This is a genomic window from Nonomuraea fuscirosea (assembly GCF_035917475.1).
Taxonomy (GTDB): Bacteria; Actinomycetota; Actinomycetes; order Streptosporangiales; family Streptosporangiaceae; genus Nonomuraea; species Nonomuraea fuscirosea.
Genome location: NZ_CP109074.1, coordinates 6,813,359 through 6,827,673, shown reverse-complemented (window position 1 = coordinate 6,827,673; position 14,315 = coordinate 6,813,359). Strand labels below are relative to the sequence as shown.

The following is a 14,315-nucleotide window of genomic DNA, read 5'->3' as shown; positions in this document are numbered from 1 at the left end:
ACAACCATGGAGCTCAACCGCCGCCAGATCCTGAAGTACGCGGGACTCGGGCTGGCCATGCCCGCCGTGTCGCCCCTGCTGGCCGCCTGCTCAGGCGGCGGAGCAGGCTCGGGTGACGGCAGCGTGAAGTTCGAGGGCTGGGACTACGAGGCCGCCCTCGTCCAGCAGAACCTGGACAACTTCACCAAGACCACCCACATCAAGGTCGACTACACCCCCATCACCAGCGCGCAGTACGTGCAGAAGGTAGTGGCCGAGTTCACCGGAGGCGGCGGCCCCGACGCCCTCTACGTCTACGACGACTCCCTCGCGGCCTGGGTCGACGGCGACTACCTGCAGCCGCTCGACGGCCTGCCCGGCGTCGACGAGGTGTACGCGGCCATCTACCCGGGCAACGCGGCCGCGATGACGTACCAGGGCAAACGGTACGGCCTGCCGTACTACACCGACTCCAACTGCCTGCTCTACAACAGCGAGATCCTCGACAAGGCCGGCATCAAGAAGCCTCCGGCCAGCCTGGAGGAGCTGGAGGCGCAGGCCGTCAAGATCAAGGAGGCCGGCCTGCTGGAGTACCCCATCGGCGTGCCGGCGCAGCTGTCCGACACGTGGTGGGCCTGGGTGTGGGCGCTGATCTTCGGCAGCGGCGGCAACATGTTCGACGAGCAGCAGGCGCCGATCATGAACACCACCGACACCGTGGTGAAGGACGTCTTCTCCTGGCTGCAGCAGGCGGCGACCAAGTCGAAGGTGATCGACCCGGCCTGCCTGCAACTGCTCGCGGTCCCGGTCGACAACGCGATGAAGGCCAACCGGTACGCGTACACGATCGGCGCGCGCTACGCCAGCCGCGACTACAACGACGCCGCCAAGTCCAAGGCCGCCGGCAAGATCCGGCTGGCGCTGGTGCCGAGCCTCGACGGCAAGGAGCACGGGACGGTCAGCAACACCCGGCTCTACGCGCTGGCCAAGGACACCGCGGTCAAGGACGACGCGTTCAAGCTGCTCACCTACCTGGGCGGGCTCGACGCGAACAAGCAGCCCTACACCGCGAAGTTCTGGTTCCTGCAGCGCGGCCTCGGCTTCGCCTACAAGTCGATGGCGACCGACCCGGAGGTCACCGCGTCGCTGGAGAAGTTCGCCGACCCGAAGGTCTACGCCCACCTGGGCGAGATCGCCACGCCGCGCAACGTGCTCGGCGTGCCCTGGTACACCGAGTTCGAGATCGAGATGCACAAGGTCGTGCAGGGCGTGCTCAGCAACCAGGTGCAGCCGGCCGCGGCGGTGGCGGGCCTGGCGCAGACCGTCGAGACGCTGAAGAAGAAGTACAACTGAGCATGGCCGCACTCGCCGAACGCCGGCCGCTGGGCGACAACGCCAAGGCCTGGGCCCTGAACGCCCCGGCCATCATCGTCATCACCCTGCTGATCGCCTACCCCATCGCGTACTCGTTCTGGGTCAGCCTGCAGCGGCACAACCTCAAACGCCCGCGCGCGACCAAGTTCGTCGGCCTCGACAACTACGGCGCCCTGCTCAGCGACCAGGCCTTCCTGTCCGCGCTGAAGGTGTCGGCCCTGTTCGTCCTGCTCGTGCTCGGGCTGACCGTCGTCCTCGCGCTCATCCTGGCGCTGGTGCTGAACGAGCGCTTCCGCGGCCGGGGGCTGCTGCTCAGCCTGGCCCTGCTGCCGTGGGCGATGCCCGGCGTGGTGAACGGCCTCATGTGGCGGACCATCTTCGACGCCAAGACCGGCGCGCTGAACGGCCTGCTGACCCAGCTCGGGCTGATCGACAGTTACCAGGCCTGGCTGACCTCTGGGACCGGCGCCTTCCTGTTCACCGCGCTGGCCCAGGTGTGGAACACGCTCCCGTTCTCGGTGATCATCCTGCTCGCCGGGCTGTCGACGATCCCCGCGGAGCTGTACGACGCCGCCACCGTCGACCGGGCCGGCGGGCTGCGGCGCTTCGTCCACGTGACCCTGCCGTGGCTGCTGCACCCCCTGCTCATCGTGCTGATCCTGGAGACGATGAACGCCTTCCGCGCCTTCGACACCATCTACGTGCTGACCGGCGGCGGACCGGGCGACGCGACCACCACCATCGCCCTGCTCGACGTGCAGACCGTGCTCACCTTCACCGACTTCGGCCTGGGCAGCGCCTACGCCTGGGTCATCACCGCGATCACCCTGCTGATCTCCGTCGGCTACATCGGCCTGCTCTACCGGAAGGGGAACTTCGAGGTATGAGCACCGTCGTCAAGGTCCCCCTGCGTTACCGCATCCCCTGGAAGAAGATCGTCCTGTACGTGCTGGCGGTCGCGTTCGCGCTCTACCTGGTGCTGCCGTTCTACTGGATCGTCGCGATGAGCTTCATGCGCGAGGTGGACGCGATCTCCGTACCGCCGCACTGGATCCCGGACCCCGCGACGCTGGAGAACTATCTCGGCTTCGTCAACCCGAACGAGGCGCAGCAGCTCGTCGGCGGCCGGGCGATCGACGAGACGCCGTACTCGCTGCGCAACAGCCTGATCGTGGCCACCTCGACGGCGGTGCTGAACCTGGTGCTGGCCACGTTCGCGGCGTACTCGTTCTCGCGGCTGAAGTTCCGCGGCAGTCAGGTGCTGCTGGTCCTCTACCTGCTCACCCGGATGGTGCCGGGCATCGCGATCATCATCCCGTTCTACCTGCTGATGCGGACGTTCGGGCTGCTGGACACCTACCTGGCGCTGATCCTGTCGTACACGACGTTCGCGCTGCCGATCACGATCTGGATCCTGAAGGACTTCTTCCGCTCGGTGCCGCGCGAGCTGGAGGAGGCGGCCCGGGTGGACCGGTGCGGCTGGTTCCGGACCATGTGGTCGGTGTTCCTGCCGGTCGCGGCGCCGGGGCTGGTCGCGGCCGCGGTGTTCGCGTTCATGACCGCCTGGAACGAGTTCATGTTCGCGTTGTTCCTGACCAGCACCGAGGCGGCGAAGACGATCCCGGTCGTGGCGGCGAACTTCGCCACCGACTTCAACACCCAGTTCACCGTCATGGCCGCGGCCGGCGTGCTCGCGGTCGTCCCACCCCTGGTGCTGGCCCTGCTCTTCCAGCGCAAGCTGGTCCAGGGCATGGCCGCCGGATCCGTGAAGGGCTGACAGATGGCAGAGGTACGGCTCGAAGGCATCACCAAGGCGTTCGGCGGCAAGACCGTGGTGGACGACCTGAACCTGACCGTCGAGGATCAGGAGTTCCTCACCCTGGTCGGCCCGTCCGGCTGCGGGAAGTCGACGACCCTGCGGATGATCTGCGGCCTGGAACGGCCCACCAAGGGGAACGTCTTCTTCGACGGCAAGCCGGTCAGCTGGCTGCCGGCCAACAAGCGCGACGTCGCGATGGTGTTCCAGAGCTACGCGCTCTACCCGCACAAGACCGTGCGGCAGAACATCGGGTTCGCGCTGAAGATGATGCGGGTGCCCAAGGCGACGATCGACGAGCAGGTGCTGCGGGCGGCCAGGACGCTGGACATCGAGGACCTGCTGGACCGCAAGCCGCGCGAGCTGTCCGGCGGCCAGCGGCAGCGGGTCGCGCTCGGCCGCGCGATCGTCCGCGACGCCGGGGCGTACCTGCTCGACGAGCCGCTGTCCAACCTGGACGCGCAGTTGCGGGTGCTGATGCGGGCGGAGATCAAGCGGCTGCACGTGGACGTCGCCCGCACGTTCATCTACGTCACCCACGACCAGGTCGAGGCGATGACGATGTCGGACCGGATCGCGGTGATGCGTGACGGCGTCGTGCAGCAGTGCGCGACGCCGGGGGAGATCTACGAACGGCCGGCCAACCGGTTCGTCGCCTCGTTCATGGGCTCGCCGCCGATGAACTTCGTCACCGGGGAGCTGGCCGACGTGGACGGCGTGCGGGTCTTCCGGGGCGGCGAGCTGACGCAGGAGCTGGGCCCGTACGACGAGGCGCCGGACGACCCGGCCGTCGTCCTCGGCGTCCGGCCGGAGGACGTGACGTTGTCGCCGACCCCGGTAGAGGGGTACCAGCCGGGGAAGGTGTTCGTGTCCGAGCCGCTCGGGCCCGACGTGCTCGTCACCGTCCGGATCGGCGGCGAGCTGCTGAAGGCCCGGGTGCCGGTGCCGTTCCGGCTGGGTCATGACAGCACGGTGTACGCCGGCTTCAACCGGGAGCGGCTGCACCTGTTCAAGGCCTCCGACGGCACCGCGCTGCACGCGCCGTCCTAGCCCCGTACTGAGAGGAACGCTGTTGAGAGACCCCGAGAACGCGGTCGTCGAGGTCGAGCTGCCGGACGACTTCGACGACTTCTGGGCGGCCGGTCTGGCGGACTGCGCGTCGCACCCGCTGGACCCCGTCCTGACCGAGCTGCCGGCGCTGTCCACGGACCGGGTGATCGTGCACGACCTGCGGTACACCAGCTACGGCGGGCTGCGGGTGGCCGGCTGGTACACCGTGCCGCGCGGCCCCTCCGCCCCCTATCCGGCACTGGTCACGATCCCCGGCTACATCTCCGAGCCGACGATCCCGAAGGAGTGGTCCGAGCTCGGGTACGCCGCGCTCGCGGTCGCGCCGCGCGGGAAACTGCGGTCGAACGAGCTGTTCGACCCGGGCTATCCGGGACTGCTGACGCACAACATCGCCGACCCCCAGACCTATGGATATCGCGGCTTCTACCTCGACGTGGTGCGGGCGGTCGAGGTGCTGCTCGAACGCCCCGAGGTCGACAGCGCGCGGATCGGGCTGCAGGGGTCGAGCCAGGGCGGCGGGCTCGGGATCTCCACGGCCGCGCTCATGCCGGACGTGATCCGGTGCGTCGCGGCGGGGGCGCCGTACCTGTGCGGGATCATGACCGCGGCGACGCTGACCCGGTCGTACCCGTACGAGGAGATCAACGAGTACCTGCGGCTGCACCCGGAGGACGCCGGCCGGGTGCGGGAGACGGTCGCCTACTACGACGGGCTCAACTTCGCGCCCAAGGTGCGGGCGCCGACGCTGCTGTATGTCGGGATGGAGGACGACGTGTGCCCGCCGGAGACCGGGTTCGCCCTGCGCCGGGCGCTGACCTGCGAGACCACCCTGCACGCCTACCCGCACTGCGCGCACCACGCCGGGCTGCCCGGCGTGCTGCGCATCGTGGAGGACTTCCTTGCCGCACACCTCACCCCGGGACGGTGAACCGATGAACTCCGACGTACCTCCCCCCGGGACGGTGGCCCCGATGACCTTCGACGCCTACTGGTCCGCCGTGGACGACGAACTGGCCGCGATCCCGGCCCGGCCCGTGCTCGACCCGGTGCCGGCCCGGACGACGGACGAGGCGACCAGCTACACCGTGCGGCTCACCAGCGTCGGGCCGTACCGCGTCACCGGCTGGCTGAGCATCCCGGCCGGTGACGGGCCGTTCCCCGCGCTGCTGCAGACGCCGCGGTACGGGAGCGTCAACGACATGCCGCACCCGAACGACCGGAGCCGGTACGTCCTGTTCGGCCTGATGCACCGGGGCCAGCGGCTGGCCGACGAAGGGTTCGCGGCGGCGTACCCGGGACTGCTCACGATGGGCATCGACGACCCGGCGACGTACGTCTATCGCGGGATCGCCGCGGACTGCCTGCGGGCCGCGGAGTTCCTGATGAGCCTGGCCGAGGTCGATCCGGCGCGGGTGGCCGTCCGCGGCGACGACCTGGCCCTGCTGACGGCCGCCCGGCGGCCCGGCTTCAGTGCGGTCCGGCTCTCGGAACTGCTCTTCCACCGGGCGATGGAGGCCCGCCTGAAGTCGAGCCACTACCCCCTGGAGGAGCTCAACGACCACCTGCGGGCCGGCTCGTCGCCGGAGACCATCGGCCACACCCTCTCCTACTTCGACCCGGTCCGGCACGCACCCGCGGTGACCGCCCGCACGCTGCTCGCCGTGGACGACCCCGGCTGGTGCGCCGCGCTCGTCGACGCCCTGCCCGCCGCGACCGTCTACGAGCTGACCCACCTCGACGGCACCGACAACGACCACCTGGACGCCTGGCTGGCCGAGCGCTGCGGCGTACCGGCGATGTCGAAGTTCGTCGTATGAGCAACCCCTTCGGCGTCCGGCCCGTCGTCAACGCCTCCGCGACGCTCACCGCGCTGGGCGGCTCGCTGATGCCACCGCCGGCGCTGAAGGCGATGGCGCAGGCCGCGTCCTGCTTCGTCGACCTGCCCGAACTGCACGACCGGGTCGGCGAGCGCCTGGCCGCGCTCACCCGCAACGAGGCGGCCTGCGTGACGTCCGGCGCGGCGGCGGCGATCACCCTCACGGTCGCGTCCTGCGTCGGGGGGCCCGCGCAGGCGTTCCCGGCCGAGGCCGAGGTCGTCATGTTCACCGGCCAGCGCAACGGCTACGACTACGCGGCCCGCCTGACCGGCGCCCGCATCGTCGAGATCGGCCCGTCGATCGCGGAGCTCCGAGCCGCCCTGGCCCGCCGGCCCGCCTGCGTCCTGTGGTTCGCCGGCGCCCACTACGCGGCGGGCACGCTGCCGATCGAGGACGTGCTGCGCGTCGCGCGGGAGCTCGACCCGGCCGTACCGGTGATCGTGGACGCGGCGGCCCAGATCCCGCCCGTCTCCTCACTGTGGCACTTCACCACCGGCCTCGGCGCCGACGCCGTCATCTTCAGCGGCGGCAAGGGCCTGCGCGGCCCCCAGGCCAGCGGCCTGGTGCTGGGGCGGCGCTGGATCGTCGACCGGTGCCGGGCCCACGCGTCACCGAACCAGGAGATCGGCCGCGGCATGAAGGTCGGCAAGGAAGAACTCCTCGCCCTGTACGCCGCCGTCGAGTGGACCCTGGACCAGGACGAGCAGGCGTTGCTGGCGAGCTACGAGCAGATCGTCGACCGGTGGATCGCGGGCCTGCGCGGACTGCCGGGCGTCGTCGCCGAACGCGGCTACCCGAGCGAGGCGGGCCAGCCGCACGGGCGGGCGATCGTCCGGCTGCGGCCGGCCAGCGGCTGGACCCGGGACGCGCTGGTGCGGGCCCTGTGGGACGGGGACCCGCGGATCGCGGTCGGCGTGACCGGCGTCCCCGGCGACGCGATCGCGCTGAACCCCCAGACACTGGAGCCGGGGGAGGACGCGGTCGTCCTCGACGCCCTGGTCCGGCACCTGCGCTTGTGAAGACGGCTCACCGCAGCGGACGCATCGCGTTGATGAGGGTGCCGAGCGGCACCCGGGCGAATCCGATCCGGGTGTCGCTTGCCCCATAGGGCAACCACACGGCGTCATCGTGGAGCAGGCCGCCGCAGGAGTACACGACATTGGGCACATAGCCTTCGCGCTCGCTGTCGTCGGCGGTGAGGAGCGTTCCTGGCAGCTCGGTGATGACACGGTGCGGCTCGTGCAGGTCGAGCAGCAGGGCGCCGATCGAGTAGTCGCGCATGGGGCCGACGCCATGGGTCAGGACGAGCCAGCCGGCGCCGGTCTCGATGGGGGATCCGCAGTTGCCCACCTGGATGAGTTCCCAGTCCTGGCGGGGGCTGTGCAGGGGCGTCGGCGGCTGCCAGCTGTTGTGCCGGTCGAGCGCCGTGAGGCCGATGGTCTCGCCGTCGGAGCGGCACAGCGCCAGTGTCCGTCCCCCCACCGGTCGCGGGAAGAGCGCCATGCCCTTGTTCACGGCGGCCGGGCCGCGCATGGGAGTGATCGCGAAGTGACGCAGGTCGTCGCTGGCGATCAGGTGTGAGCGGATGTGCCGCCCGTCATAGGCGGTGTAGGTGGCCCGGTACGAAGGGGTGCCGTCCTGGTCGACGATGCGGACGAATCGCGCGTCCTCCATGCCGTTGGACTCGGCCGCGGTCGATGGCCAGAGAACGCGCCGGTGCAGGGGGAGGTCGGCGGGGAAGGCCACGGCGTAGTCGGAGTGCGTGGCGCGGCGCATCTCTTCCAGGGTCGGTTGTGTGGACGTGCGGGTGAGCAGGTCGCCGGGAAGCCGGGCGATCGCGTGCTCGAAGTCGGTGTCGTCGAAGCGTTCTGGCAGGGATCGCAGAACGGCGGCCGTCACCTCGTTGTCCCGGGCGCCGTCGCTGAGCCCGGCGGCGAGCAGATCGCGTCGATGGCGGATCCGGTTCCGGCATCCGACGGACAGCGTTCCCGAGCGGTCGCCGATCGCCAGCTCGGAGCCGGGGCCGAGCAGTGCCGTGGCGAAGCCGATCGAGGACAGGTGTCCCTCGCCGATCTGCCGCAGGCTGATCGCCACACGGAGTTGCCCGGGGCGCAGGCCGGACTGGTCGGGATGGGGAACCATGGAGGGATTGCACACCGCCGCGCCCTCCACGGCGTACTCGTGACTGAAGTAGGCGCCCACGAGGAGGCGGGCCGGCAGGGACAGGTCGACGTCGCGCGGGACACGATGGCGGACCAGGTCGTGGTGATGGGCGAAGATCGTTTCGAGGTCGTGGTGCCGGTTGCCGAAGCGGCGCAGTGTCTCCTGGAGCATCTCGGTGGTCTGGTCCTCGTCGAGGAGCGTGATGCGGTCGATCAGCGCGGCGGCCCTGCTACGGGTGAGCGCGGCGTCCTCGCCGGGCACGAAGAGCTTGATGATCACTCTTCGCGGGTCGGGAGTGAGGGTCGGGCCGAGCCGGGTGGCCAGATCCCTGATGCTCATCAGAGCCGCCTGGCATGCTGCATGGTGGAGATCAGCGCGATGGTCGACTCCGCTCCCTGGTTGAGGTTCGGACCGTGCCGGGTCAGGCCGTCGTAGCCGCCGCCGGTCGCCGGGTCCCGCATCGGGACGTGGGCGTCGTTGGCTCCCTCGAACCAGGCCACCGACTGTCGTACCCGCTCGTGCCACACGTCGTCGCCGGTCACGCAGGCCGCGGTGGCGCAGGCGTCGGCGAGCGCGGCCACCTCGATCGGCTGCTGGTCGTAGCGGGCCCGGGGCGCGTCCTGCCGCCAGCCGGTGGCGGGCACGACGGCGAGCAGGCCGTCGTGTGTCTGGATGTCCGACAGCCAGGTCAGCATGCGCAGGCCGGTGGTGAGCAGCTGCCGGTCATCGCTCAGCTCCCCGGCGGCGATGATCACTTCTGCGAGAGCGGCGTTGGCGTAGGTCAGCTGGGGTTGCGGCCACGGCCAGGTGGGTTGCTCCGAGGGTGTGCCGATCGCCGCCACGGCGTCCATCAGCAGGGAGGCGGCCACGGTGCTGTCCGGTGTGGTGCGCAGGACCTCCGCCGCGCCGAGCCCGGCGAAGGCCATGGCGCGGGGATGCGGGGAGCGCTGTTCGGCGCCGCGAACGAAGGTGTGCAGCGCCTCGTCCCGGATCCAGGGGATGCCGGTGCGGGCCGCCGCGGTGCCCAGGCCCCACATCGCCCGTCCCCACCAGTCGCCGACGCCCGGCGGCTCGACCCAGCGGCGGCCGAAGGTGAGCCGGTTGCGGAACGCGCCGGAACGATCCTGGGCGTGAGTGAGGAAGGCCAGGTAGCACTCGGCCAGCCGGGTCAGTCGCCGGCCGGGGCGGGGTTCGCGGCAGGCGACGACGAGGCCGCGGGCGACGTCGTCGGTGCAGTAGCCGTGCTCCCGGCGGACGACGGCGTGCCGGGCGTGCTCGAACAGGCCCGTGTCGTCGCTCAGCCGGAGCAGATGCTCGAAACCCGGTGTGGCGGCGCTCACGGCAGCATCGCGGCCGGTCGCGCGGCGACGAGCGACCGGCCGAGCCCGTCGTATCGGGCCGCGACCGACGGCCACAGCAGCGTCGGGAGCAGGGCGCTGGTACGCCCGGTGAGCTGCTGGGCCAGCCCCGGTTGCGTGAGGACGCGGCGGATGGCGGAGGCGAGCGCGGCGGGGTCGCCGTGGGGAACGAGCAGCCCCGGGCCGTTGGTGAGCAGTTCCACGGCGTGCGGGAAGGAGGTGGCGACGACCGGCACGCCGGCGGCCACGGCCTCGATGAGGACACCGGACGTCACCTGCTCCGCCGAGTCGTACGGCAGGACGACGACGTCCGCTGAGCGGATCAGCCGGCTCAGCGAGTGCTGATCCCGGTAGACGGGGTCGTGCCGCACGGCCGCGGACACCCCCAGCCGGGCGGCGAGGTCGTGCAGGCCGTCGCGATAGGTCTCGCCCTGGAACTCCAGCACCTTGGGGTGGGTCTTGCCGGCGATCGTGTAGATCGGTGCGGGGTCGAGGCTTACCAGGAGCGCCAGGGCACGCACCGCCCATTCGATCCCTTTGCCGGGGCCGAGCAGCCCCCAGGTGAGCAGATGCGGACGGGGGCGCCGCCGCGCCGGGACCCGCAGGTGGTCGGCGGCCCCGTGCGGAATGACGAACACCTTGCCGGCATCCACCCGGTAACCGGCCGTCAACCGGTCACGAGCGGTGCCGGTCATGGTCACGATCGCGTCGGCGGCGTCCCCGATCTCTTCGAGCAGGGCCTTCTGCGGGGGAGTGGGCCCGACCAGGACGGTGTGCAGGACCACGATGCTCGGCACGGTGAGCGACCGCAGCAACGGCAGGACGTCCTGACCGTCCAGGCCGGGGTAGATGCCGTACTCGTGTTGCACGATGGCCACGTCGAAGTCCTCGAGAGCGGAGGCCGCGGCCTCCCAGCCGCCGGGCCCGCTGGGAGTCCAGGTGTGCACGACTCCGGGCTGCGGCCGTTCGTCGTCACCTTCCGCGGTGACACGGACGATCCCGCCGGACCTTTCGCCCTTGGCCAGATGCGAGGCCAGGGCGGAGTTGAAGGTCGCGAGGCCGCACTGGGTGGGCGGGTGGGTGCTGAGGAACCCGTATGTGAGGGCCAACTGTCTCGCCTTTCGGTCATCCGGCCGCACCACGATGGGACTCGGGTGCCGCTCGCTCGGTGAAGACGGTTACCCGTCTGCCTGTGCGTCCGCGGGGGAACCTGGAGACTTCACCCGGGGGCCCGTCCTCATTCGGGGGCCCGGCCGACGCGACCGATCAGCTGATGGCGTGGTTCGCGTAGGCCTGACACTATCAGTCGCTAAATTTGTCCTAACATTTCGCGATAAATGGACAGATAACTCCCCACCATCCGATCGGCGCTGAACCTGCGTTCCGCCTGCGCGCGGCAGCTCGCGCGGTCGATCGTCGCGATGCGTGCCACGGCGGTTACCGCCTCGTCGAGGGAGTCCGCCAGGAAACCCGTCACGCCCGGATCCACGACTTCGGCCATGGACCCGCGCCGGTAGGCGACGACGGGAGTGCCGCAGGCCATCGCCTCGACCACCGACAGGCCGAAAGGCTCGTCGAACGCGATGGGATGCAGCAGTGCGGCGGCGCCGCCGAGGATCCGGCCTCGCGTCTCCGGCCCGACGGAGCCGAGGAAGCTGACCCGCTCGCCGTCGACCTTCGGCACGATCTCCTCCTCGAAGTACCGCTCGTCCTGGACGATGCCGCAGATCGTCAGCGGCATCCCGGACCGCCGGGCGATCTCGATGGCCGTGTGCGTTCCCTTGTCGGGGTGCACGCGGCCGAAGACGACCAGTCGCCGGCCGCCCACGGGATCGAAGGGGAACGCGTCCAGTTCGACGCCGTGGTGCACGGTGGCGACGTAGTCCAGCTCAGGGGCACGGTCCGCGTCCGAGATGGACACGTAGGCGGATCGGGCGCGGGCGTAGGCGGGCAGGATGCCCATGCCGGAGAATCCGTGCACCGTGGTGAGCAAAGGGGCACGGCAGTGCTCGGCGAAGGCCAGCGGCAGCCAGTCGAGATGGCTGTGGACGAGGTCGAACTCGCCGGAACGGCCCAACGCGTGCGCGACATGCATCGCCTCCCACACCCGCCCGTCGAGCGACGGATCGTCGGCGTAGCCGCGGGGGCACACACCGTCCAGCGTTCCGGAGGTGACGGAGTCCAAGGTGGCGAACAGCGTCACATCGACCCCGGCGGCGCGGAGCCCCTCGGCGAGCAGGCTCGTCACCTGCTCCCACGGGCCGTAATGGAGCGGAGGCGTGCGCCAGGCGATCGGTCCCAGCAGCGCTATCCTCACGTGACGGAGGTTTCGCTCCGGCGTACGTCTGGCATCGGCGCCTTCTCTCCCTGGGGTGCGGTTTCGCCGGAAGGCGCCGCGAGGATGCCCGCCATGGCTGCGGCAGCAGCACCATCGCGGACGCGTCCCATGCTTCGACTCCCTGCTCTGTCCGGCCGAGTCAACGCCACGGTGAGCCGGCCGGAAACAGTCGATGCCGCACGCGGCCATCACCACGGCTGATGACCGGGGCGAGAACACGCCCGTTGTGCCCGGAAAGGCCCCGGCGCGCACCGTTCGCGATCACCTGTGCGCTGCGACCTGTGCCCTACCCTGTGAGGCAAGGCTGAGAATGCTTCTCCGATGTCTCGGAGACAACAGCCATCACCAGAGAGCGAGACGCGACATGAGCAGTGCTCGCAACACCGAAGGTCATACCGCAGAGGCTCCCTCCCAGCACGAAGAGGCCGACGAGCAGCCCGATCACGCGGCCAACGCGCAGTGGCTCAAGGACAACCCGGACTCCATGCCGCAGGTGGGCGCGGGCCGGTGGGCCGTGTACGACCGCGCCCACCGGCTGCGCGGTCACCTCGTCGGTGACGGCCCGACCCGCGACGCCCGCTTCAAGGCGACCAGCGCCACACGCGATGGGGCGGGTCCTGACCAGGTGCTGGGCCACGGCATCACCTTGCACGACGCCGGAGCTCACCTCCTCGACCACAGCGTGGACGGGAGGCGGCCCGAGGAGAAGCCGGAGGACTGAGCCGGTACTCCTCGAAGGCCACGTGCCGGCAGGCTCTTTATCGCCGCAGATGATGAGCTTTGCTGGGATTGAGCGTTTCCGCTTCCTCGTTGATCGCCTTGACTGGTCGCTGAACAGACGGCGCAGCTTGCGTCGCTGTCATCGTGAGGGGGTCTTCATGGCCCTGGACGCACAAGGAACGAACGCGACCGCCCGCGCGGGCCTGAACGGTCAGGCCGTGCGCTGCGACCACATCGACCACCTCCCAACGGTGAAGCCCGGGCTACCCGAGTGCAAGGAATGCCTGGGCCTGGGCCGCACCTGGGCGCGGTTGCTGGTGTGCCTGAGCTGCGGGTGGGTGGCCTGCTCCGACGATTCACTGGGCGGTCACTCCCGCGCCCACTACGAGGAGACCGACCATCCGGTGGTCGCCACCCTGGCATCGCGATCGACCTGGCGTTGGTGCTACGTGCACCGCCGCACCGTGTAGACGAGACGAGGGAGACCCATGACCATTTCCGAACAGACGGTGGAACGCCGTCAGGACTACGACGGCGCATCGCCCTTCCCCGGGGCGGAAGAGCACGCTCCGGCAGGCAGGCTCCAGGTGGGATTGACAGGGGCGATCGTGGTGGTGCCGTTCGTCGCGCTCGGCGTCGCGATCTTCCTGGCGTGGGGGCAGGGAGTCACGCTCACCGATCTCCTGCTCGCCGTGGTGCTCTACGGGGTGACCGGCCTAGGGGTGACGGTCGGTTTCCATCGGCTGCTCACCCATGCTTCCTTCACGGCCCGGCCGTGGTTGCGCGTGGCGCTGGCGGTCGCCGGTTCGATGGGCTTTCAGGGGAACGTGATCGACTGGGTGGCGGTGCATCGCCGTCATCACGCCTTCACCGACCGGCCGGGCGACCCACACTCTCCTTACCGGTACGGCACGGGCCTGCGCGGGCAGCTTCGGGGGCTTGCCCACGCTCATCTGGGCTGGCTGTTCGTCGACGACCAGACCCCGGCCGAGCGCTACGTCCCGGATCTGCTGGCCGATCCGGCCATGAAGCGGGTGGCGCGCGCCTTCCCCGCACTGTGCGCGCTGTCGCTGACGCTGCCGTTCCTGGCCGGCTGGGCGATCACCGGCACTCTGTACGGCGCCCTGACCGCCTTCCTCTGGGCCGGCCTGATCCGGGTCGCGCTCTTGCAGCACGTCACCTGGAGCGTCAACTCGCTGTGCCACGTGCTCGGTGACCGGCCGTTCAAGACGCGCCGGCACGACCGCTCCACCAACCTGTGGCCGCTGGCGCTGCTGTCGTTCGGGGAGAGCTGGCACAACGGCCACCACAGCGAGCCGTCCTGCGCCCGCCACGGTGTGAATCGCGGTCAGGCCGATCCGTCCGCCGCCGTGATCGGCCTGTTCGAGCGGCTCGGCTGGGTGAGCGGCGTGCACTGGCCCGATCAGGAGCGCCTCGAACGCCGCCGGGTCACCCCACTGCGACAGGAACAGGCCCGCGCCCCGGCTGGAGACTGACGGACGGCTTTTCGCGGCCCCGCTACCGGCACTCCGGCTCAGTGAGCGGGCCGGCCTCTCTCCACGGGCCCGCGCCGCCAGGTGGCACTTACAGTGGGGGAGATGGTCCCGATAGGCGCCGCC

Annotated in this window: 14 protein-coding genes; 10 read left to right on the top strand and 4 right to left on the bottom strand. The window is 70.3% G+C overall.

The genetic code is table 11. The features are described from left to right. Positions 1-6: 6 nt before the first annotated feature. The 7 genes from OIE67_RS31270 to OIE67_RS31240 are packed head-to-tail and all read left to right on the top strand — an operon-like array spanning position 7 to position 7,136. Positions 7-1,332, top strand: a complete 1,326-nt coding sequence (locus OIE67_RS31270) for an extracellular solute-binding protein (RefSeq protein WP_326627178.1) — start codon at positions 7-9, stop codon at positions 1,330-1,332. A 2-nt stretch (positions 1,333-1,334) separates the two neighbouring features. Next, positions 1,335-2,240: a carbohydrate ABC transporter permease gene (locus tag OIE67_RS31265; RefSeq protein WP_326627176.1), complete on the top strand. Its 906-nt coding sequence runs from the start codon at positions 1,335-1,337 to the stop codon at positions 2,238-2,240. Continuing rightward, on the top strand, positions 2,237-3,130 hold the full coding sequence (locus OIE67_RS31260; RefSeq protein WP_326627174.1) for a carbohydrate ABC transporter permease: 894 nt from the start codon (positions 2,237-2,239) through the stop codon (positions 3,128-3,130). Before OIE67_RS31265 ends, OIE67_RS31260 begins: the two co-directional genes overlap by 4 nt. A 3-nt stretch (positions 3,131-3,133) precedes the next feature. Then, complete coding sequence (locus OIE67_RS31255; protein WP_326627172.1) at positions 3,134-4,219, top strand: ABC transporter ATP-binding protein; 1,086 nt, start codon at positions 3,134-3,136, stop codon at positions 4,217-4,219. Between the two features lie 22 nt (positions 4,220-4,241). Continuing rightward, positions 4,242-5,168, top strand: coding sequence for an acetylxylan esterase (locus OIE67_RS31250; protein ID WP_326627170.1), 927 nt, complete (start codon positions 4,242-4,244; stop codon positions 5,166-5,168). A 43-nt stretch (positions 5,169-5,211) separates the two neighbouring features. Further along, the gene (locus OIE67_RS31245) at positions 5,212-6,057 is read left to right on the top strand and encodes an acetylxylan esterase (RefSeq protein ID WP_326627168.1); all 846 of its coding nucleotides are present in this window, start codon (positions 5,212-5,214) and stop codon (positions 6,055-6,057) included. Further along, positions 6,054-7,136, top strand: a complete 1,083-nt coding sequence (locus OIE67_RS31240) for an aminotransferase class V-fold PLP-dependent enzyme (RefSeq protein ID WP_326627166.1) — start codon at positions 6,054-6,056, stop codon at positions 7,134-7,136. Before OIE67_RS31245 ends, OIE67_RS31240 begins: the two co-directional genes overlap by 4 nt. A 7-nt stretch (positions 7,137-7,143) precedes the next feature. Here OIE67_RS31240 and OIE67_RS31235 read toward each other — a convergent pair whose 3' ends face one another. From OIE67_RS31235 to OIE67_RS31220, 4 genes are all read right to left on the bottom strand, one after another. Then, positions 7,144-8,619, bottom strand: a complete 1,476-nt coding sequence (locus OIE67_RS31235; protein ID WP_326627164.1) for a glycoside hydrolase family 130 protein — start codon at positions 8,617-8,619, stop codon at positions 7,144-7,146. After that, positions 8,619-9,620 carry a glycosyltransferase gene (locus OIE67_RS31230; protein ID WP_326627162.1) on the bottom strand — a complete coding sequence of 334 codons (1,002 nt, stop codon included), beginning with the start codon at positions 9,618-9,620 and terminating at the stop codon, positions 8,619-8,621. The genes OIE67_RS31235 and OIE67_RS31230 overlap by 1 nt, the downstream gene beginning before the upstream one ends. Continuing rightward, positions 9,617-10,747: a glycosyltransferase gene (locus OIE67_RS31225; protein ID WP_326627160.1), complete on the bottom strand. Its 1,131-nt coding sequence runs from the start codon at positions 10,745-10,747 to the stop codon at positions 9,617-9,619. The genes OIE67_RS31230 and OIE67_RS31225 overlap by 4 nt, the downstream gene beginning before the upstream one ends. A gap of 200 nt (positions 10,748-10,947) precedes the next feature. Continuing rightward, entirely contained in the window at positions 10,948-11,955 is a 1,008-nt protein-coding gene (locus OIE67_RS31220; protein WP_326627158.1) for a glycosyltransferase family 4 protein, read from the bottom strand. Between the two features lie 385 nt (positions 11,956-12,340). On the opposite strand from OIE67_RS31220, the gene OIE67_RS31215 reads away from it, so the two are divergent. The 3 genes from OIE67_RS31215 to OIE67_RS31205 all read left to right on the top strand — a co-directional run bounded on the left by OIE67_RS31215 (position 12,341) and on the right by OIE67_RS31205 (position 14,192). Further along, complete coding sequence (locus OIE67_RS31215; protein ID WP_326627156.1) at positions 12,341-12,697, top strand: hypothetical protein; 357 nt, start codon at positions 12,341-12,343, stop codon at positions 12,695-12,697. A 157-nt stretch (positions 12,698-12,854) separates the two neighbouring features. Next, a complete protein-coding gene (locus tag OIE67_RS31210) occupies positions 12,855-13,166 on the top strand; it encodes a UBP-type zinc finger domain-containing protein (RefSeq protein ID WP_326627154.1) in 312 nt (103 codons plus the stop codon). 18 nt (positions 13,167-13,184) lie between these two features. Next, complete coding sequence (locus tag OIE67_RS31205) at positions 13,185-14,192, top strand: acyl-CoA desaturase (RefSeq protein ID WP_326627153.1); 1,008 nt, start codon at positions 13,185-13,187, stop codon at positions 14,190-14,192. Positions 14,193-14,315 lie beyond the last annotated feature (123 nt).

Bases quoted from the DNA above. Each gene is read 5' to 3' on its own strand.
- OIE67_RS31240 (WP_326627166.1), top strand. From the start codon at position 6,054: ATGAGCAACCCCTTCGGCGTCCGGCCCGTCGTCAACGCCTCCGCGACG.
- OIE67_RS31235 (WP_326627164.1), bottom strand. From the start codon at position 8,619: ATGAGCATCAGGGATCTGGCCACCCGGCTCGGCCCGACCCTCACTCCC.
- OIE67_RS31205 (WP_326627153.1), top strand. From the start codon at position 13,185: ATGACCATTTCCGAACAGACGGTGGAACGCCGTCAGGACTACGACGGC.
- OIE67_RS31265 (WP_326627176.1), top strand. From the start codon at position 1,335: ATGGCCGCACTCGCCGAACGCCGGCCGCTGGGCGACAACGCCAAGGCC.
- OIE67_RS31270 (WP_326627178.1), top strand. From the start codon at position 7: ATGGAGCTCAACCGCCGCCAGATCCTGAAGTACGCGGGACTCGGGCTG.
- OIE67_RS31210 (WP_326627154.1), top strand. From the start codon at position 12,855: ATGGCCCTGGACGCACAAGGAACGAACGCGACCGCCCGCGCGGGCCTG.
- OIE67_RS31255 (WP_326627172.1), top strand. From the start codon at position 3,134: ATGGCAGAGGTACGGCTCGAAGGCATCACCAAGGCGTTCGGCGGCAAG.
- OIE67_RS31260 (WP_326627174.1), top strand. From the start codon at position 2,237: ATGAGCACCGTCGTCAAGGTCCCCCTGCGTTACCGCATCCCCTGGAAG.
- OIE67_RS31215 (WP_326627156.1), top strand. From the start codon at position 12,341: ATGAGCAGTGCTCGCAACACCGAAGGTCATACCGCAGAGGCTCCCTCC.
- OIE67_RS31245 (WP_326627168.1), top strand. From the start codon at position 5,212: ATGACCTTCGACGCCTACTGGTCCGCCGTGGACGACGAACTGGCCGCG.